The organism is Shewanella sp. 10N.286.52.B9 (genome assembly GCF_002873635.1).
Classification (GTDB): Bacteria; Pseudomonadota; Gammaproteobacteria; order Enterobacterales; family Shewanellaceae; genus Shewanella.
Window position 1 is genome coordinate 1 of the sequence record NZ_MCTY01000136.1, and the last position, 19567, is coordinate 19567.

The window sequence follows — 19567 nt, forward strand, 5'->3', positions numbered from 1 at the left end:
TCGCCCTAGTTTTATTTAATTATGTTAGTTGCTGTTTGATTATAAAAAATTAGTTAGTTACCAATCATTTTTTGTTGAGAATAAACTCGCTCGCCCAAGGTGTTAAGCACTGTGCACTCACCATCAAGCACGGCAATAATCGACTTACCCTCTCGAAACTCATCGGGCAATATTACCCTTCCAGCGGCACTGACATGCAACCCTTTCAGTACAGTGTTATTCATAGATAGACCTGCCGGAGCATCATAAAATAATACCGTTACTGTCGCTTTATTATCTTTATCAACTGTGGCTAACGGCTGCGTTACTTCTGTCATAAGTTCACTCTCATCCTTATAAAGCGGCTAACATGACTATTAGTTCCCTTATGATAAGTCTAGTCATGAATTATTGATTTATCGAGAAACTGAACAACATATTACTTACAAAGGTATTGTTAATTTGACCTAGCTCACTGCTTAATGATGATTTTGTTCAAAAATTAGGGGGAATTTTAATATCTACAGCGGTCATTTTTGTGCTGCTGGCAAGAAAATGAGCAAAAACCAGTAAAATTAACATTGAAACAGATACAGCCCCTAAACAGTTGCGATAATTTTTGCTAGAATCATCGACAATTTTTCGATATAAGACTGAGATTAAGATGGGAAGAGCATACCAAAACCGCAAAGAATCTATGGCTAAAACCGCTGGCCAAAAAACGCGTTTATACTCGCGCTACGGTAAAGAGATATATGTTTCAGCTAAAAATGGTGGTGTTGATCCTGACGGTAACTTAGCATTACGCAGCTTAATTGCACGAGCGAAAAAAGACCAAGTACCGACTCATGTTATCGAACGTGCCATTGAAAAAGCCAAAGGCGGTGGCGGTGAAGATTATGATACCGCGCGTTATGAAGGTTTTGGCCCTGGTGGATGTTCAGTCATCGTAGATTGCTTAACTGACAATGTGAAACGTACTTTCACTGAAGTGCGTCAAGCTTTCGTTAAAAATGATGCTAAGTTAGGTGGACCTGGTACTGTTGCTCACAGTTTTGACCACCAAGCCGTATTTGTATTTCCTGGTGATGACGATGAAGCCGTTTTAGAATTGCTGATGATGGCTGATGTGGACGTGACTGATGTTGAGTTAGAAGATGGCATGATCAGCGTTTTCTCACCAATCACTGAATACAATAAAGTCCGTGTGGCATTAACTGAAGATAATGCACACATCGAATTTGAAGTTGAACATATCACATTTGTACCTCAGGCCATGACCGAAGTGACCGGTGAAGATGTTGAAACCTTCGATAAATTTATTGCTGCTTTAGAAGACTGTGATGACGTACAAAACGTTTATCACAATGCTGAGATTAACGACTAACAGCAACAGCTCTTACGCCAGCCCTAAAGCGGATGAGCCCAATAAAAACGCAGTCAATAGACTGCGTTTTTTTATGGCTTACCTTTGTAGCTAAAATAAGGGCAAGTCGCTTATTTTAATTCCATTTCTTGAACTTTTTCATAAGCTATTTCAGGTGCTGTAACCTCGGGCTTCTGATGTAAATCTGCTTTTAATTGTCCTTTTCGATGCTTGAGTGCGGCATCAAGTTTTTTACCTGCTTGGGTAAGTGCTGGGTACATAACGGGATCTGACGCTTTGGCAGCGATTCGGCTACCTTCATAGTTCGTGGTAATTTCTACTTCAAACTCGCCGTGCTCTTTTGAAATAATAATATCGAGTGATATTAGCGTTGGGAAATGACTGGCTATTTTAGTGAATTTTTGATTGACGTGTTCTTTTACAGTATCAGTAACATCGACATGGTGACCCGAAAGATTTATTTTCATAGATAAATATCCTTTAATAATATAGCGACGCTATATACTTCACTTTCTTTAAGCAATTTTATTCTTACACCAGTATATTTGAGGACTTGTGTCCTAGAACTCAAGGGAAGTTGGATAAATTTTTGTTAACATTACAAAAATTTCTCACTACCACCTCATACTAGTGTTAATTATTTTGTTTGCAGCGATTCATTTGTCTTACAACTTCAGTATAGACATAAAATTAAAACAAAATCTGCAACTTTTGTCGTGTTTGCACTTTATTTGTGCATTTAGCTGTTTTTTAAGAAAATTAACCTTCAAAACAGTTTAAAAATCAGCCAAAAAAGCTAAATTAAGGCACAGTTCAAGCGTCCATGGCCTCAAGTTAATCTATGACTAAAAGTGATAATTCACGCTTTACACTCACTTTTAAGCACTGGAGTGGATTTCATAAAAAACCCAGCATAAGCTGGGTTTTGTTATATCGGTCATTTGAGATAAGTTTATCGTTAAAGTCAGTTAACTTTGGTTACCGACAAGGTGGGAGAGCTCACACTGGGGCCAGTTACCGTAAATCGATATGTGCCAGCATCTGCAGCATTAAAATTCTTATTAGCCCCTTTGGATGCCAATGACTTCATTTCACCTTCTAACACCGTTTCTTCGCCAGCAATAGCACCAAAATCAACAGTAGACCAATCTGCAGTAGCAATCTTAAATTCATGATTGCCCGCCTCTAAAGCGATATCAACATGGTAAACCGAAGAACCTTGGTAAGTTAGTGCATCAACTTCACCCCAGCCATTCATTCCGCCACGAATATACACAGTATTAGTGCCAAACATTTCTGTTTTATTGACAGTTAGCATTGGCTCTAAACGATTACTCATATTAAAAGTAAAAGTGTACATTTCTTCAGTTTCAAAGTTGAGACTCATATTCGTCCCTGCAACCGCTAACGCTTTGGCAGTATCTAAGGTCACTGCACCATTATCATCTAAACTGCCGTAATCAACTGTAGACCAATCACTTGAGGCAACTTTAAATTCATGGTTTGCTGCTGATACCAATATTTCTGCTTGGTAAATACTGCCACCCATGTAAACCAATTCATTGGTTTCGCCCCAACCATTCATGCCGCCACGAACATAAACACTAGTGCCAACGAAAGGCTCTTCGTTGTATACGGTTAGCACTGGGTTATCTTTATCTGCTGCATTAAGTGAGAACACATAAGTCCCATCAAGTGTTGCGGTAAAGCTTAAATTTGCGCCCGCTCTAGCAAGTGGCTCAGCTACGTCTTCATCAACTCCCGCTTCGGCATCTGACACGCCGCCAAAGTCCACAGTGCTCCAATCACTGGATGCCACTTTAAAGTCATAGCCACCCGCGGCTAAAGTAATTGCAACGCGATATTCACCACTACCAATATAGGTAAAGCTATCCACTTCACCCCAGCCATTCATGCCACCACGAACAAATACTTCAGTGCTGCCATATGGCACAACATCTGGCGCTCCCGCTGTAGCATTAGCACTTAAACCTGCACCTTGTGTATCACCTTGGTTTTTCACAAACACTGCTGTGGTATAAGCCGGTACAGTAAACGTGCCCTCTTCAGTCCCCTCACTAAAGTTGGCACTTTGCACTGTGGTGTCAATCGACATAGATAAACTTGGATGCAAACTAAACCCAGATGCAGTCGGCACTGTATGAGACTGCTCACTTTCACTGCCGTTGATCATCACCACCATGGCATCAACTGAAGGGTCTATATCAGTTAAATCAGCACCATCATCAATACTCATCACAATTACGCCCTGAGTTTGATTCTTGCCAATATTATGGAAACCAACACGGTCAATAATGTCTTGCTCAGTCGTTAAACGCAGTAGTGGGCTCGTTTTACGTATAGATAAAAACTCATTAAAGACGTTAGAAGCAAACTCAATTTCAGACATAGAGGCAGCTGAATTAGGATTACCCGCAAGCGCAATAATTTGCTCCATTTTGGCAGCATTATCTTGCTCTAACGGTAAGCCGACATTCCAGTTATTACTGCCTTTAGTAAAGTCGACCCAGTTAAACCAATCGCCGGAATCATAAGTATTTCGGTCTAATGATTTCGAGCGCAACATGTCGCCACCCATTTGTAAAAATGGAATACCTTGGCTCATTAATGGAATCGTAGCAGCAATATTTTGCACTCGTACGCGGCTATCTAACGATAAACCAATATCATTTGAATACTGTAAAATATCCCATAAGGTTTCGTTATCATGCTTTGATACATAGTTAATACTGTCTGCAGGATCTAAGGTGTAAGCTGTTGGCTGTGAGTTCCAGCTAAAGCTACTCCCTGTGGCAGTATTGCCGTTAAAGTCTTTTAAGACGTAGTTTTGTAAGTTACCTGCCATTGATAAGCGCAGCGTATCTTGGTCACGCAAATAATCATCTTTTTGCTCAGAAGCAAATAAAGCCCCCCCTCGAACGGCCTCACGAATACGGTCATTAAAGGTACCGACTTCACTGCCTGCCATATTGGCTTGAGTGGCCTGTTCAAACAATCGATTATCGGCGACTTCACCAAAGTTCCAACCTTCACCATAGAAGTAGTTATCAGCATCAACCGCTTGAACGGCATCACGGGCAGCTAAAATACTGCTCTTAGGCATATGACCCATCACGTCGAATCGGAAACCATCAAAACCATATTGCTCAGCTAAAATCACCATTGAATCAGAGACAAACTTATCCATCATTCGATGTTCAGTGGCGGTATTATCACAACAGGTGGATGATTCAATGTTACCGCTAATTTCGTTATAACGGTGGTAATAACCTGGCACGACTTTATCGAGCACTGAGTTATCCCAAAGCCCAGATGAACTGGTATGGTTATACACCACATCTAACACGACTCTTAGCCCTAACTCATGTAAAGCTAAGTTCATTTCACGCAGCTCTTTTACACGAGCAATGCCATCAGCGTCACTGGCATAGCTGCCTTCAGGTGCAATAAAGTGCTGTGGATCATAACCCCAGTTGAAGCTGTCGTAGCTGCGCATGGCATTAACCAATGCTTGTGCATCTTTAGAGCCGGGTTGACTGTTTTGAAGAATACTTTCAATAGTTGCTGACTGTTCTTGGGTTTGACAGGCATCAGCATTGTCTTCAATCTTGCTACAAAGCTTGCCTAAGGTATCAGTGATATCGATGAGTTCAGCGGCATCCTCATTGATAGTGGCAATATCTGTTGTTGGCAGCATATGAAAGTGGGTAACACCACTTTCTGCTAATTTACGCAGATGCTCAACAGGTGCACTACCCTCTTCAGTGAAGGCTAAATATTTACCGCGATTAGCAGCAGATGTGCTTTCATCGCGGGCACTAAAATCACGAACATGACCTTCGTAAATCACAGCATTTTCTGGGTTAACAACCCTTGCTACATCATGGTCGTCCCAACCTTCAGGCTTAAGATCATCATCTCCTAAATTAATAAACTGACTGTATCGACCGTTGGTTGATACGTTAAGTGAATAAGGGTCGGTTGATTCAAGGGTTTCAATGGCTTTAGTGACAGGATGAAATACCGTTAACTCATAACGGTAATACAGGCGGTCTAAGCTCATATCACCACTAAATGACCAGATACCTGTTGCGGTATCTAATGTCATTGCTTCAGTGCTAATGAGGGTTTTTGCAGCATCATAAACCTTGAGGTTTAATGACTGCGCTGTGGGTGCCCATACCTTTGCAACTATGTTACTGCCATCATAGATAATGCCTAAATCAGCTTCATCGGCGTCATTGTCACCTGCGGTATAAAGCGCATCAAGCACTTTGGCAGCCTGCACATGGGTTGCTGCTACCGGTTTATTGTCACTGTCGTATGCCACTAACACGAGCTGGTTTTTAGCCACCATTTTAGCTTCATCGGCGCTGAAGTTAGCTTCATAAGCAGGCCAATCAGCCAAATGAGGTACTAATGCTTTGTGCGCATCAGTTAACTCGGAATCTGCCAATTCTACCTGTGTGCCGTCTACGTTACTGTCGTTATCGGCAGCAATACCTGCTGTAGCGGAATGATGTAACACAATTTTAGCAATGCCATCTGGCGACTCATTCCACACAAAGGTGTTTTGATCTAACCAATGGGCACTGGCGCCCGCTATTGAAAAGCCAACATCTAGAATAGGATAGTCATAAACATCACTTTCACCATGAATGGTAAAGTTTGCTCGATTAAAGCTAGCTTCTGCTGCGGCGTCATCTTCAAACGGTTTAAGGTTTAAACTTAAGTCACCATCACCTAGCGCCTTACCTGAGCCTTCAGTACCAACATGAACAATAAAATTTGCACACTCGCCATAACCTTCTTTAAGATTAATAATCCAGTAAGCGCCATAATTTGGATCAATACCATCAAATGAATGTCCGTTTGCCCAATCGGTAGAATCGAATGGCGGCGCGTAGCTGTCACAGGTATCGTTATTCCACGTATGCAATTTATAACCAGGGTATTCGGTATTCGAATCTGTATTGTTATTATCTTTAATACGGTTGTAGTAGAGCACCGCTTGGTTTTCAGCAGCATAAACCACTGGTTCAGGTAAATCAGGGTTGTAACCTACAATACAACTTTCATTGTTAGCATCAGGGAACTTAGGTGCTGGACAACTTAACGGCGGTGGTGGAACACATTCAGTGCCTGCGGCATTAGGTATATTGGGTACATTACATGTCAGTAAAACGTCACCGGGCTCAGATGAATCACCACCACAGCCCGCAAGCGTTGCTAAACTAACTGCAACGGCAGATAATTTCATTATTCTAGAAATACTCATCATGAGTGACTTCTCCCCATTGAAGATTGATTTAATTGCGCCATCAGTTTTTTATTATTAATTTGATGACCCATCACAGGAAATAACTGGTTATTATTTTGATTACAGGGCATAAGTGAACCCCAAGTAATATTCACGGCCAAAGTATTGAATGGTGCCGGTCTTGCTTTCGGTGCCGAAGTAACTTTTAGTCGGCTCATCGGTTAAGTTATTCACTTGGAATAACACCCCTAGGCCATCGGTTACCTGGTATGACGCTTGGTAATCAACCACAGTTTCACCATCAAAGTTGACCACTTGCTCATTAATCGCCACTTGCTCTGAGACGAAATCATCACGGAAACGGCCGCTTAAACGGGTTTCAAAACCTTCATAGGAATAAAATAGCGTTGCACTTACGACGTTATTAGATAAACCAGGTAAGTCTTGAGTTGAGGTATCGCCACCTAAGTTGGTAATCGATTCAACTTCTGATTCGGTATAAGAGTAACTGGCGTTAAAGCCTAGGCCTGACCAACCCGCTGGCAGCGATGCAAATACATGGGTGTAAGCTAACTCTAAGCCACGAATATATCCGCCCTCAGCATTATTGACTGCTGTGGTATAAGTGCCGTTAGTGGTTTCAATCTGCTCACCGCTTTCTTCATCGATAATGTAATCTGGCACGTTGAAGCCATTGCCTTTAAAGTCAAAGTTCTCAATTGCCACAGTATCAATAAACGAGTCGATATTTTTGTAGAAAAGCGCTGCTACTATTGCGCCCTCATCAAAATAATACTCATATGATAAGTCGTATTGGTCTGCATAAAACGGCATTAGGAAGGGGTTATTGGAACTTGAACCATTTATCTCACCGTCATCAGAAACTGATGCACTGATGTCGCCAGCAAGGCGATTAATTGGAGGACGAGACATTACCTTGGCAGCGGCAAAACGCACTTGTGAATCGTCAGTCACTTTAAAGTTTAAGTTGATGGAAGGCAGGTAATCGGTGTAATCAACCCCCTGCACTATTGGGGCATAATTTTGGTTAATGATACCGATGTCATCAGTAATGTTTTGCGCGCCTAACTCTGGATTACCTTCGACATTTTGTAGCATGGTGGCTGATTGGTCGGTATTGACTACACGGACACCAAAGTTACCCGTGATAGGCAGACCACCAATTTCAGTATCAATATTAGCCATCACATAGCCAGATATTACTTCTTCGTAGACTTCACCACTTTGCAGTACAGACCATGAATAGTTAGTGGTATAGCCTTTTGAATCAATCACGCCACCAGCATTACCCCAGGTTTGTACTGGCTGCGGAGTGCCGTCAGGAAACCAAGCATTAAGAGCTTTATCTAAATCAATCGCAAGGTAAGACGGGAAATATGAGAAGTCTCCTTCCCAATCCACCACGGTGGTCATATCATCAGTTAATTGTAGCGGTGGCTCTGATTTTGAAAATGCACCATCGTTACCATATTCAAATACCGAGCGGTCATTGGAATAGGTGCGATCAGAATAACGGGCACCAAACTCAACGCTAGAGATAAAATCATTATCTAGCTCATAGGTAAAATCGAGTCTATACGCTTTAACTTCGTCTTCATTCTCAAACGGATAAATACCGTATTTACTGACCATGACTCTATCAATATCAGCAAAAGCATCAGCTTGATTAAAGCCCACATCGGGTAAATCTAAGCCATTTAATAAATAACTCATCGACACGTTTTCATCAAAGATAGGCGTATCGGCATTGGCATCAACTGCGACATTTGACCAAAGTAGGCCGTTTCTAAAGTCACTTTTAGCCGCAGATAAAGACACATCCACATTGACGTTTAATCTGTCAGTCACTTGCCAATCAGCATTGACACCGAAACTATCAACTTCATCAAAATCTTGGTTATCATCGTTAACGATTTCAACACGGGTATAACTCTTAGAGGTGCGGTTAAACGTGCCACCTACAACCGAATTACCATCAAAGCTTGGGTTAGAGACACTGGCGTCACGGCCGCCAAATTTTGCTCTAAATCCTCGCGCAAATGATTCGCTATCAAATCGCGACATAAACGCATCCGCTTTTAAAACAAAATTATCAACGGGCGCCCATTCAATTGCGGCCATATAGCCATTACGAATTTCGACGCCGCCCAGGTGCTGAACTTCAAAACCTTCACTGATGTATTCGTTTGCGGGGTTGTCTTCTGGGCCATTAATATCACCATCGATGCCATCGACATCTTTGGAGTCATTGTATGCAAGACCAATAAATTGCGTTGCTACACTGGGTTGCTCTAAACGGGCATAACCCACTGCAACACCCAAGGTGTCTTCAAGAAACTTACCTTGATATGAAAAGCTTAGACGAGAGCCAAAATCTTCAGCGCCGAACACTTCGTCAGCGCGGTCGTTATACATGCCACGTACATTGGCGGTAAAGCTATGTTGCTTATCTTTGCTTAATGGGCTCACTGTTGTAAGTTCAACCGTACCCGCTACACCACCTTCGATAAGTGATGCTTTTGGTGATTTATAAACGGCTGCTGAACTGATTAACTCTGAAGGGTATTGGTCAAACTCAATACTACGTGAACCGCTTGTCGATACCTGCTCTCGCCCATTTAAAGTTGAAAATACAAAGCCTCCAGACATACCACGAATATTGATTTCTGCCGCTTGGCCACCGGTACGTACCGCTGAAATACCCGGTAAACGGGTTAATGCATCCGCCATAGACACATCAGGTAATGCGCCTAAATCATCGGCAGACAATTGCTCAGAAACGGTATCCCCATAGCGTTTTGAGTTAAGAGAATCGATCAAACTACGGCTGTAGCCAGTAACACTGATCACTTCAATGTCAGTATCTTCTGCGACACTGTTTGCTTCAGCATTATCTGCAATAGCATTGCTAGCAATGCTGGTGTTATTTTTATTATTGACCGCATCAGCGACCTGGTTTTTTTCTGTATTGATTTCATCGGCAGCAAACGCAATATCGGATGAAAAAGCTAATCCGACCCCCGCAGCAGCTAGCGCTAGCGATAAAACACTAGGTTTACAATTGAACATTGAGTTTCCCTCACCATAGTGGCTTTTTAGTCACCCAACATTCAGTTATACCACTCAGACTAATGGAATATCAGGCATTATTATCCCGATATACTAGTCATGGATTTGCGCTAGCCTCAATTTACTGCATACGTATTCACAACATATTATTAACATACCAATTATTACAATAGTCGCTAAGTTGATGTAATCAAATGCTAAAATCGGTTTGCTAATTATGATTAATATTTACACTATCCGCGGCAATCCACTTTTGGCTATAGGCTAGTCATTAAATATCTAAGGGGAGGTAGATTTCGTCACTCACTCAGGTAGAATACTTTTCAGCAAAACCATTTGAGTAATGCTTCTAATCACAGTTTTAACCAGATTACTCACTAAGTGTTTGAAATTGTAAACAAAGGATAAATGATGGGTTTTAAGTTAACGGTAAAATGGCAAGCAGATCATTTTGATCATCAAGCGCCAGAGTTTAACCGGGATCACCAAATCGAATTTGGTACAGGCCAAGTTGTTCACGCCTCTTCTGCGCCTGAATATAAAGGTAATGAAGCCAAGGTTAATCCTGAAGAAAGTTTGCTTGCGGCCTTATCCTCTTGCCACATGCTAACCTTTTTAGCCATTGCCCATTTAAAACGCCTAACAGTTGAAACCTATGTTGATAATGCCAAAGCAGAACTAGGCAAAAATGATAACGGTAAGCTGTCAGTCACCAAAATGACCTTAAATCCAGTGGTAACTTTTGCAGAAGGCATTGAAGTCAGTCAGGAAGTGATAAATAAAATCCATGACAAAGCCCACGCCAATTGCTTTATCGCCAATAGTGTTAATTCTGAAGTAGCAATTAACGGCTGATAAATACCTACTAAAGGCTGTATTTACAAATAAAAAAACCGATATCAACTTGACTTGATATCGGTTTTTTTACACTTATTTACCAAGCTTAACTCAAGTTAGCGCCTTTAAAATTGCGCTTTAGTATCTGCCGCAAATCCGCTTGCAGGAATTGGCTTAGCTTTTAACGGCGCGATTGGCTTTTGGATCAGCTCATCTTTTAAATAACGAATGGCGGTTTCAAGTTGGGCATCTTGGCCCGAGAATGTGGCAAAAGGTAAGTTATCTACCTCAATATCCGGTTCAACTCCGTGGCCTTCAACAATCCAACTGCCATCAATAGCGTATTGTGGATACTCCGCCACTCTTGCCATACCTTTATCCGTTAGGCTGTTGCGCCCTGAAAGCCAAACCCCTGCACCCGCAGTTTGCTTACCAATTAACGGCGCTAACCCTAAGGCTTTAATGCCTGCTGAAAAGGTCTCGCCATCTGAATAAGTCATTTGATCCGCGAGCACCACTAAGTGACCCCTAAAGGTTTGCTGCATATTGGTATTAGCAGTGCCATGGGTGGGCTGCCAAAAAGCCCACGCACGGCGCAGTAACTTTTCAATAATCCAGCTATCGATATTACCGCCACGATTACGACGCACATCAATGATTAAACCGTCTTTGTCATAATTGGTATAAAACTCACGGGCAAAGCTTTCAATATCCCCAGCCCCCATGGCATACAAATGTAAATAACCAATGTTGCCTTTACTGGCACTGCTGACTTTAGCGGCATTATTGGTGACCCAGTCTAAATAACGCAGCTTGGCATCGGTGCGGTTATCATGGGGCACAACAATCGTTTGATGGCTTTTTTTACCACGAGTTAACTCCAACAACACTTGTTTATTGGTTTGATTACGCAGTAGTTGACTAACCTGAGCAAGACTGCTGACAGGCTTACCATTAATGGCTTTGATGATGTCGCCCTCTGCGGCGTCAACGTCAATACGGGCCAGCGGTGATGCCTGCGTTGGTAGCTCTGGGTCGTTACGATAAATATGGTTAATCAGCACCCCTTTTGAGGTTTGCGCTAACCGTGCCCCTAAACTTGCCCCTGTGGCAGTGTCGTTTTTAGCTATATCACCACCGCGCACTTGCGAGTGCAATGAATCAAGCTCGCCCATCATTTGCTTGAACAAATCATTAAGCTCATTTCTATCGGTTAAGCGGGCTAATAACGGCTGATATTTTTGCTTCACCTGCTGCCAATTAACCCCGCGCATATTCTTGTCGAAAAAGGAGTCACGGTGCATTAACCAGGCATCTTCAAATATCTGCTGCCACTCTTGCATTGGCGCTATAGATAACTGCCACTGGGCGGTATCAACCTGAGTGTTTTTAAGCTCTGTGGCTATTTTATCGCCAGCATCAACAATATGCAGCTCACTTGGATTAGCCTGTTTTCTTAGCAGTAATTTTTCACCATCATCTGAAAGTTGATAGTCGCTGATATCAGCGGAAAACTCGGTTACCTCAGGCGACAAGTTATCAAACTTCACCAGTTTTAAGCTGCTTTTATCTGCCACTGTATCGAGCAAATATAGCTTATCTTTACTGGCAGTTAAGCTGGAATAATTGCCTGATGCCACCGGAACTTGCCAGAGTCTTTGACTGATATTATCCCAATCCACTTTGACTTTTTGATTACTATCAGCCTGACTTCTAGCCTCTTTGGCATCAGCAATGATACTGCTATTGAGCTCGGTTGGTTTTACGAAGGGAAATACCGACTTTTCAGTTAAGGCGATGGCAAAGATTTCAGTGCGTTTATCAAAAACCGGCCCCATATTTCTATCACCCCAAGGCGAACCAGGAGTCGCTTTAAAGTGCCGCGCTGATAAAAAATATAACCATTGTCCGTCAGGGCTAAAGCTAGGTGAATGTGACTCGTATTTATCACTGGTAATGGATTGGGCTTTATTATCATTAACCGAATACAGCACGATTTGCGGGCGCTGTTGACCCATTTCCAATTTGGTTAAGGCAATAAATTGGCTATCACCAGACCAAACGATATCCGGATATTCTCCTAACCCTTCACCATGGGTGATGATTTTAGTATTTTTACCTTTGTTTAAATCCAGTAACCACACATTGCCATCGTAGTCATCATGGGCAATATAGCGGCCATTGGGTGATAAATGCAGACTGGTTCTTAAGCTACTGCCATCTTTAGTGAGTTGTTTTGCCCCTGCACTGCCATCAGCGGGGAATTGCCAGATCTCTTGCTCGCCTGATGCATCACTGATGCCATAAACCCAATCACCATCCGTACTTAATAACGCATTTCTAATGCGGGCGTTAGCGGGTGATTGCACTTGGATTAAGCGGCGGCCATCATGACTTGCTATGGCTACATGGCTTCTAGCGGTGATCACCGCTTTATCGCCACTGGCGGCTAACTCCACTGAGGTAGCAAATGCCATTGGATCTTTTAACCAATGTTCACGGCGATGGGGAAAATCTGAAGTCAGGCTAATATCGACTAAGGATGAACTGCCATCATTAATGCTAAAGACTTTAATATCTGCCCCATGCTGAAACACAACTCGACCATCATTTAACTGTGCATCTCTGACTTGCCAAGCACTAAATTGGGTATGTTGCTTAGCATCTTGACCATCAAGCGTCATCGACCAAATATTATCATTGCCAGATTGGTCGCTAATAAAATAAAGCCGATTTTGCCACAGCATGGGTTGTCTTACTGAGCCTTGATGAGCTGCTGTCAGCTTTTGCGCCTCTTGATTACTGCCCAATTTAAATCGCCAAATTTCACCTAAAGCGCCGCCACGATAAACTTTGGCGTTATCACCACTGGTTTGCAGGCCAAACTGAGTAAAATAAACATACTCGCCCGCATCATCAATGGTGCCTTCAATCGCATCTGCTAGGGGTAAATCCGTTAATTGCAGCGTCTGTGGATCTACCGTTTTAAGAACCCAGTAATTTGCCGGTCCATTAGCATTATCGGTGGCATACAAAATCTCCCCGCTGGCTGTCCAGCCTTGCAATCTGACGCGACTATTTTCAAAGCTTACTCGCTTGGCAACGCCGCCTTTGATCGGCATGACATACACTTCAGTAGCGCCATCATAGTTCGCGCTATAGGCAAGCCAATTACCATCTTTTGAAATCACAGCATCGATTTCTTCTGCTGCTTGGGTGGTTAATCGTGTTGCTGAAGTTTGATTTAACTGACTAAGCCAAAGATCGCCTTCGGCGGTAAATACCAAGGTTTGATCATGTAGCGCTGGCGCGCGGTAATAGCCTTGATTGTCTGAATTAACCGCAAGAGCGGATGTGCTTAACAGCCCAAGAGCTAATAAACAGGCGCTAACAGAATGGCGAAGTTTCATAGTCAGAAAAGTCCTTGTTAATATTATTATTTTCAAGCAATCAAACTAGCAAACTTGAGCTCATTTAGCAGTATAAAATCTGGTAATTGTCTCGGTAAAAGCTTAGCAAATTGTAACAACCAATTTACTTGCAAAAAAAAGGGTAACAACTTTTGTTGTTACCCTAAGTTCTCTGCTCGACTTGCTCGTCAACGCCCGCGTAAACGGAAAAATATCGCTGGCTCTATTGTTAAGCAGATTTAACTAATGTTGAACGGAGTGAAAACTGGCCGCTGTTTTCCGATTGAAACGTTTAATAGTGCTTAGTTCGCATAAAATACTCGTACTGATCGTGACCCGTAATAGAAAACCCGAGACGCTGATATAACCTGAAAGCGGGGTTGTCTTTCAATACTGTTAGCTCTACAAACTTAAACTTTGCCTCAGTCAATACTTGCTCTACAACCTGACGACCTAGTCCTTTGCCTTGAAAGTTAGGATGTATTTGCAGCTGCATTATTTCAATGCGGTCTTCAAACTCTCGGTACTTTAACGTGCCGATTAATTCGCTATTATGAATAATTAAATTTGAACAGCCATACGCATCGTTGAGCCTGAATTCATGCTCGTCATCAGATAAAAATTGCCCTGAGTTTTCTAAGTGCTCAACCATGGTTAATTTACGTAAATCTAACAGATAAGGTTTATCTTTTTCTAAAGCTTGAATGAACTCAAAACGCATCTTTACCTCGTTGGATCACTAATCAGTCGAATCTACTGCTCTCGTCAACAAATGTTGTCAACAATAGAGTCTATTTTTACTCTTGGTTTATGACTGCCATTATTGAATCGATTGTTGCGACCTTAAGCGCAGTTTTAATTGTTGGTATTGCTGATATTGAGGATGCTTTTCCTGAATAATCTCAGGAAATTGCTGCTCAATAACCTTCGAATATGCCTGCGCTTGTTCCAGTTGATGAGTATCTATCAGCTCGGCTAAATGTTTGATTGCATTGATGGAGTCAGTTGCCTTAGTTACCTTAGCAGCGTTAGTCGCGTTAGCAGCGTTAGTCGCGTTAGTCGCATTAGCTGCGTTAGTCGCGCTAGCACCATTAATGTCGTCAGCTAAATTAGGCGTAACGGCTAACCGAGTTTGGGCTGGCGTTGGTAATTTAACTTGAGACTGTGTTTGAGGCATAACTTTAGTTGTCACAGTTGGGACCACATCAGCGGCAGACTCAACTGTCGTTGCCGTCATTGGCGTTGGCGTTGCTGAAATAGTTGTTGGCGTTACTGTTGCTGAAATAGGCGTTTCAGTGGCTTTCGTTGCCATTGGCACACTGTCACCCGCATCTATATTGGCATGTTGGGTAAAGTTTGGATTAACTAATATCACGCTGGCAATGATCATTACAGATGCCGCGGTTGACAGCCCTAAACGATGCTTATGCCAAAAACTCACTTGCATGACATTTGTGGCTGCTGAATCACCTTGAGATGCTCTTGCCTGCTCAACAGGAGCGGCGCTCAATTTAGCTTGGGCTAAGATAGCCTTATCCATCGTTTTGGGGGGCGTTTCTAAATCCTGCTGATACAGGGTTTTAATTTCTTGCTGCAAAGCCACAAACTGTTCATCAGTCTTATCGTTGACTGAGCTTTTATCTTTAGAATCACTCATGATCCGCCCCTTGCCATTTCAGCGCTACACATTGCTTAATACTTTGATAGGCATAGCGAATGCGGCTTTTGGTGGCCTCTAAGGTTACATCGGCAATCTCACTGATTGCCGTAGCTGTTAAGCCCAATTCAATATTCAGCAAAAAAGCCTCTCGTTGTAATTGAGGCAATTTACTAATACAGGTCTTTAATAATTGCTCTTTTTGGCTATCAAGCAGTTGCTCATCAGGACGACTGCGATGAGAACTATCCAGTGTGCTGGCATCAAAGCTATACATGCCCTCTTCTGCGGTTTCAGCAAGCTTATCGAGTGGTTTCACCGCCCGCACATGATCGATCAGTAAGTTATGGGCAATGCGATAAATCCAAGTGGTAAACTTGGCTGTGACTTGATAACTGCTGGCGGCTTTTATCACCTTGCCCCACGTGTCTTGGTATAGATCTTCTGCTAATTGCTTATCGTTGATTTGGCGCACAAAATAGCGATACAAAGGCCCTTTATGTTTGCTATACAGCTGCTCAAAAGCAAGCGAGTCCCCTTGCTGATAATTCAACATTAATTGCTCATCTGATAATGCAGTTATTTTATCCTTCACCGCCGGCAACCTTGGTTTATAGACTGTTTTTAATCACTTTAAACAGTTTGCCCAGCGTAAATGCGATTGTCTATTAATACTCTGCAATTGAGCGATATTATTCACAGCACCTTATCATTAATACTCCTGTCGACAATGAGCTCGTTAATAATAGCCGAGTTAATAATAGGCTAGTTAAAAATAGCCTTGCCAATAATGCTGCCCTGCTTTGGCGGAGTATCATAAATAGGCTGCGGCATCGGATAAGCTTGTCGTTGATGGGGCTTTTTTATCCCGACATTGTTTGTAACAGAAACTAGCATCGCCTGCTTAACAAGGGCAATAAACTCGCTGCGCTCACCTTGGCTATCAGCTCCTTTAGCATCAAGGGCGATATTGATTAACTCAGGGTAATCAAAACGATGAACATAATTACTTTGATTAATTAATTGCCCTAAACCCGCCACCGCTGCAGCAAAACGAAACTCATCACTGGCTTGTTGAAAGAATTTGTTTTGTTGAGTAATGTCAATATCAAACTGGCCAAGCAAAGCTTGTTGGCTTGTTATACGCATGTCATGCAATGACAATGTGGCGAGGTTATCGGCACTAAAGCGCTGCTGAGCACTTGGTTTATGGGCTGGTGATTTATAAGCAGCTGAATCATCGATGCGCAACTCATACAAGGCACTATATTGGCCACTTGATTGAGCCTCCAATCGAGCATGGCCTTTGGACATTTGTTTATTAACGGGGTTGCCAAAATTTCGCTCAAAACCAATTAGTCGGTATTCCGTAATCAACCTTGGATTGAAGCTTAACTTGGCTTGTAAATAAGCTAAGCCTTGCTTTGCAGGCTCTGTGGCCTTGTCACTCTGTTTGATATTAATCAACAGCAGCAAGGTGTCATTATTATAAGGCGATGGCGCCAGTTCAGTATGTATCTGATAGTTTTCAGATAATGGCTGATATTGACTAAAGTCATATTGAAATGCGTTGAGTAAATTCTGGCTTTGGATGGTATTTTTTTCAGGCCAGATTTGCTGGCTTAGTAAGTGCTTTAGCCTGTTATAGTCGCTGATACAGCCGCTGCTATCCGTATTAAATGTCAGCAGGGATAATGGCGTTTCACCACTAACCATGTTGCCGCCATGACTCACAACAGCCTGCTGATCAGCCACGTAGTTTGGCTGTAATGTTAGAGTTTCAGCAACCCCATTAACGCTTACAAGCAGCAATAGGCTTAGTTTGCACGCCTGATAAATTGTACATTTACTCATCTATGACTCCGTAATAACCACAATACTATTATTAACGTGCTCAGATTAAAAAAGGGTTATTTATCTTTCACATTTAATCACCTCCAAAACAAAACAATATAAATCAATACCATAAACCAAAAAGCACATTAATTATGCGTAACGTTAACGGGTTAATTTTTACCTTATCAATAACCCAAAACTTGCAGTACACGATTGCTGTTCGATGTTTACCAAAAGCCAGTATAAGCATTCGTAATCACAAACTGAGTTTCAGCCCCAAAAAACACTGAAATGCAGCGAAATGTGAGCCAACATGATATTATCTAGCCCCTTTTTTATAGGCGCAAAAATGCAGCCTATAATGCCTGTACCCTATGCAGGTATAAGTAAAATTATTCTAATATAATAAGTGTGTTAAGGAGTTATCATGCAAGCCCTTGTTGCCGTAGTTATGGGATCTAAGAGTGATTGGCCGACCATGGAAGCCGCCGCAGAAATTATGGATAAGCTGCAGGTGCCATATCACGTTGAAGTTGTCTCAGCGCATCGTACTCCTGACAAACTCATGGACTTTGCTAGCACTGCTGCTGGTAAAGGCTTTAAAGTCATTATCGGCGGCGCCGGTGGTGCAGCACATTTACCCGGTATGATTGCCTCAAAAACCCGCCTTCCAGTGCTGGGTGTGCCTGTGCAAAGCAAAGCGTTATCAGGCATGGACAGCTTACTGTCTATCGTACAAATGCCTAAAGGTATTGCAGTTGGTACCCTTGCTATTGGTACTGCTGGGGCGTTTAATGCCGGCTTACTTGCTAGCCAAATTCTTGCGGTTGAAGACAGTGAACTTGCAGCGCGTTTGGATGCTTTTCGTGAAGAGCAAACTAATTCAATCCTTGAAAATCCAGATCCGAGGGAAGCTTAATGGCTAAGCAGGACGGTGAGCAAAAAAATCAAACCCACGCTACACAGCACAATGTATGGGTTTTAGGTGATGGTCAATTAGGCGCTATGTTGTCCCATGCTGGGCAGCCTTTAGCGATTAATGTTCGTCCGGTTGATATTATGACCCCATCAGATGAGCGTTTACCTCTTAACGATACTGACGTCATCACCGCAGAACGAGAGCAATGGCCTGAATCAAACTTAAGCTTGCAACTTAGCAAGCATAAGCATTTCATTAATGGCCCGGTTTTTGGCCTGCTGGCAGACCGTTTTACCCAAAAAAGCTTATTGGATGAGTTAGCTGTACCAACGTCACCTTGGGAGCTGGTTGACGATAATACTCAAACGGCGCAGTTGCATCAGCAATATGGCGAGCGAGTATTATTAAAGCGCCGCACCGGTGGCTACGACGGCAAAGGTCAACACTGGTTAAAACAAGCTGAATCAACCACCATCCCTGTTGATTGGCGTAATGAAGCCATTGCTGAGCAAGCGATTAATTTTGATGAAGAAGTGTCATTAGTGGGCGTACGAACCCAAACCGGCGAATGCTTATTTTACCCGCTAGCGTTAAATCTCCATCAAGACGGTATTTTAATGGCATCGATTGCGCCATTATCGCGCTTAAACCACTTACAAGCCCAAGCTGAAGCCATGCTAAGTAAAATTATGCATAAGCTTGAGTATGTTGGAGTGATGGCGATGGAATGTTTCCGGGTTGGTGATGAATTACTGATTAATGAGTTAGCCCCTCGGGTTCATAACTCTGGTCACTGGACTCAATCAGGTTGTCATATCAATCAGTTTGAATTGCACCTGCGTGCCTTGTGCGGATTACCTTTACATACCCCACAAGTGAATCATCAATGTGTGATGGTGAACTTAATTGGTGTTGATAAAGATGACCGCTGGTTAAGCTTACCCAACGCTGAGTTATTCTGGTACAACAAAGAAGTTCGCGTCGGTCGTAAAGTGGGTCACTTAAACTTATCGGTTCATAATAGCGCGATGCTAACCGACAGTATTGGTCAGCTACAACAATGGATGCCGCAGCTGTATCAAGCGCCATTAGCCTGGGTTTTAGATGAATTTAGCGCTGATTAAGATCAATGGCACTTAATCGTAACCCATAAAAAAGGAGCTAAGGCTCC

The 19567-nt window shown here is 42.6% G+C and carries 13 protein-coding genes; 4 read left to right on the top strand and 9 right to left on the bottom strand.

What is annotated here, in order from left to right; translation table 11 throughout:
* Nucleotides 1-53: 53 nt before the first annotated feature.
* Nucleotides 54-317, bottom strand: a complete 264-nt coding sequence (locus BCU91_RS07950) for a TIGR02922 family protein (RefSeq protein ID WP_102438134.1) — start codon at nt 315-317, stop codon at nt 54-56.
* 326 nt (nt 318-643) lie between these two features.
* Between BCU91_RS07950 and BCU91_RS07955 the strand changes: the two genes are divergently transcribed.
* Nucleotides 644-1366: a YebC/PmpR family DNA-binding transcriptional regulator gene (locus BCU91_RS07955; RefSeq protein ID WP_102531245.1), complete on the top strand. Its 723-nt coding sequence runs from the start codon at nt 644-646 to the stop codon at nt 1364-1366.
* Nucleotides 1367-1476: 110 nt separating this feature from the next.
* Here the strand turns inward: BCU91_RS07955 and raiA are convergent, their stop codons facing one another.
* The 3 genes from raiA to BCU91_RS07970 form a co-directional block, all read right to left on the bottom strand.
* Nucleotides 1477-1833 carry a ribosome-associated translation inhibitor RaiA gene (raiA, locus tag BCU91_RS07960; protein WP_102477203.1) on the bottom strand — a complete coding sequence of 119 codons (357 nt, stop codon included), beginning with the start codon at nt 1831-1833 and terminating at the stop codon, nt 1477-1479.
* Nucleotides 1834-2330: 497 nt separating this feature from the next.
* Nucleotides 2331-6668, bottom strand: coding sequence for a pullulanase-type alpha-1,6-glucosidase (pulA, locus tag BCU91_RS07965; protein WP_102531246.1), 4338 nt, complete (start codon nt 6666-6668; stop codon nt 2331-2333).
* 99 nt (nt 6669-6767) lie between these two features.
* Nucleotides 6768-9737 (bottom strand): TonB-dependent receptor, encoded by a 2970-nt coding sequence (locus BCU91_RS07970; protein WP_102531247.1) that lies wholly within the window; start codon nt 9735-9737, stop codon nt 6768-6770.
* A 411-nt stretch (nt 9738-10148) separates the two neighbouring features.
* Between BCU91_RS07970 and BCU91_RS07975 the strand changes: the two genes are divergently transcribed.
* Entirely contained in the window at nt 10149-10592 is a 444-nt protein-coding gene (locus tag BCU91_RS07975) for an OsmC family protein (protein ID WP_102438126.1), read from the top strand.
* A 107-nt stretch (nt 10593-10699) separates the two neighbouring features.
* On the opposite strand, the gene BCU91_RS07980 is transcribed toward BCU91_RS07975, so the two are convergent.
* The 5 genes from BCU91_RS07980 to BCU91_RS08000 all read right to left on the bottom strand — a co-directional run bounded on the left by BCU91_RS07980 (nt 10700) and on the right by BCU91_RS08000 (nt 17495).
* Nucleotides 10700-13984: a S41 family peptidase gene (locus BCU91_RS07980; protein WP_102477199.1), complete on the bottom strand. Its 3285-nt coding sequence runs from the start codon at nt 13982-13984 to the stop codon at nt 10700-10702.
* A 292-nt stretch (nt 13985-14276) separates the two neighbouring features.
* Nucleotides 14277-14705: a GNAT family N-acetyltransferase gene (locus tag BCU91_RS07985; protein WP_102438122.1), complete on the bottom strand. Its 429-nt coding sequence runs from the start codon at nt 14703-14705 to the stop codon at nt 14277-14279.
* Nucleotides 14706-14804: 99 nt separating this feature from the next.
* Entirely contained in the window at nt 14805-15641 is an 837-nt protein-coding gene (locus BCU91_RS07990) for a hypothetical protein (RefSeq protein ID WP_102531248.1), read from the bottom strand.
* Nucleotides 15634-16197: a sigma-70 family RNA polymerase sigma factor gene (locus tag BCU91_RS07995; protein WP_102531253.1), complete on the bottom strand. Its 564-nt coding sequence runs from the start codon at nt 16195-16197 to the stop codon at nt 15634-15636. The genes BCU91_RS07990 and BCU91_RS07995 overlap by 8 nt, the downstream gene beginning before the upstream one ends.
* A gap of 209 nt (nt 16198-16406) precedes the next feature.
* The gene (locus BCU91_RS08000; protein WP_102531249.1) at nt 16407-17495 is read right to left on the bottom strand and encodes a von Willebrand factor type A domain-containing protein; all 1089 of its coding nucleotides are present in this window, start codon (nt 17493-17495) and stop codon (nt 16407-16409) included.
* Between the two features lie 409 nt (nt 17496-17904).
* On the opposite strand from BCU91_RS08000, the gene purE reads away from it, so the two are divergent.
* Both purE and purK read left to right on the top strand, forming a co-directional pair.
* Complete coding sequence (purE, locus tag BCU91_RS08005) at nt 17905-18396, top strand: 5-(carboxyamino)imidazole ribonucleotide mutase (protein ID WP_076542981.1); 492 nt, start codon at nt 17905-17907, stop codon at nt 18394-18396.
* Nucleotides 18396-19520 carry a 5-(carboxyamino)imidazole ribonucleotide synthase gene (purK, locus tag BCU91_RS08010; RefSeq protein WP_102477196.1) on the top strand — a complete coding sequence of 375 codons (1125 nt, stop codon included), beginning with the start codon at nt 18396-18398 and terminating at the stop codon, nt 19518-19520. The genes purE and purK overlap by 1 nt, the downstream gene beginning before the upstream one ends.
* The last annotated feature ends 47 nt before the right edge of the window (nt 19521-19567 follow it).

What these genes read in the sequence shown, in the direction of transcription:
- BCU91_RS07950 (WP_102438134.1), bottom strand. Translation starts at nt 317, where the DNA reads ATGACAGAAGTAACGCAGCCGTTAGCCACAGTTGATAAAGATAATAAA.
- BCU91_RS07955 (WP_102531245.1), top strand. Translation starts at nt 644, where the DNA reads ATGGGAAGAGCATACCAAAACCGCAAAGAATCTATGGCTAAAACCGCT.
- raiA (WP_102477203.1), bottom strand. Translation starts at nt 1,833, where the DNA reads ATGAAAATAAATCTTTCGGGTCACCATGTCGATGTTACTGATACTGTA.
- pulA (WP_102531246.1), bottom strand. Translation starts at nt 6,668, where the DNA reads ATGATGAGTATTTCTAGAATAATGAAATTATCTGCCGTTGCAGTTAGT.
- BCU91_RS07970 (WP_102531247.1), bottom strand. Translation starts at nt 9,737, where the DNA reads ATGTTCAATTGTAAACCTAGTGTTTTATCGCTAGCGCTAGCTGCTGCG.
- BCU91_RS07975 (WP_102438126.1), top strand. Translation starts at nt 10,149, where the DNA reads ATGGGTTTTAAGTTAACGGTAAAATGGCAAGCAGATCATTTTGATCAT.
- BCU91_RS07980 (WP_102477199.1), bottom strand. Translation starts at nt 13,984, where the DNA reads ATGAAACTTCGCCATTCTGTTAGCGCCTGTTTATTAGCTCTTGGGCTG.
- BCU91_RS07985 (WP_102438122.1), bottom strand. Translation starts at nt 14,705, where the DNA reads ATGCGTTTTGAGTTCATTCAAGCTTTAGAAAAAGATAAACCTTATCTG.
- BCU91_RS07990 (WP_102531248.1), bottom strand. Translation starts at nt 15,641, where the DNA reads ATGAGTGATTCTAAAGATAAAAGCTCAGTCAACGATAAGACTGATGAA.
- BCU91_RS07995 (WP_102531253.1), bottom strand. Translation starts at nt 16,197, where the DNA reads ATGTTGAATTATCAGCAAGGGGACTCGCTTGCTTTTGAGCAGCTGTAT.
- BCU91_RS08000 (WP_102531249.1), bottom strand. Translation starts at nt 17,495, where the DNA reads ATGAGTAAATGTACAATTTATCAGGCGTGCAAACTAAGCCTATTGCTG.
- purE (WP_076542981.1), top strand. Translation starts at nt 17,905, where the DNA reads ATGCAAGCCCTTGTTGCCGTAGTTATGGGATCTAAGAGTGATTGGCCG.
- purK (WP_102477196.1), top strand. Translation starts at nt 18,396, where the DNA reads ATGGCTAAGCAGGACGGTGAGCAAAAAAATCAAACCCACGCTACACAG.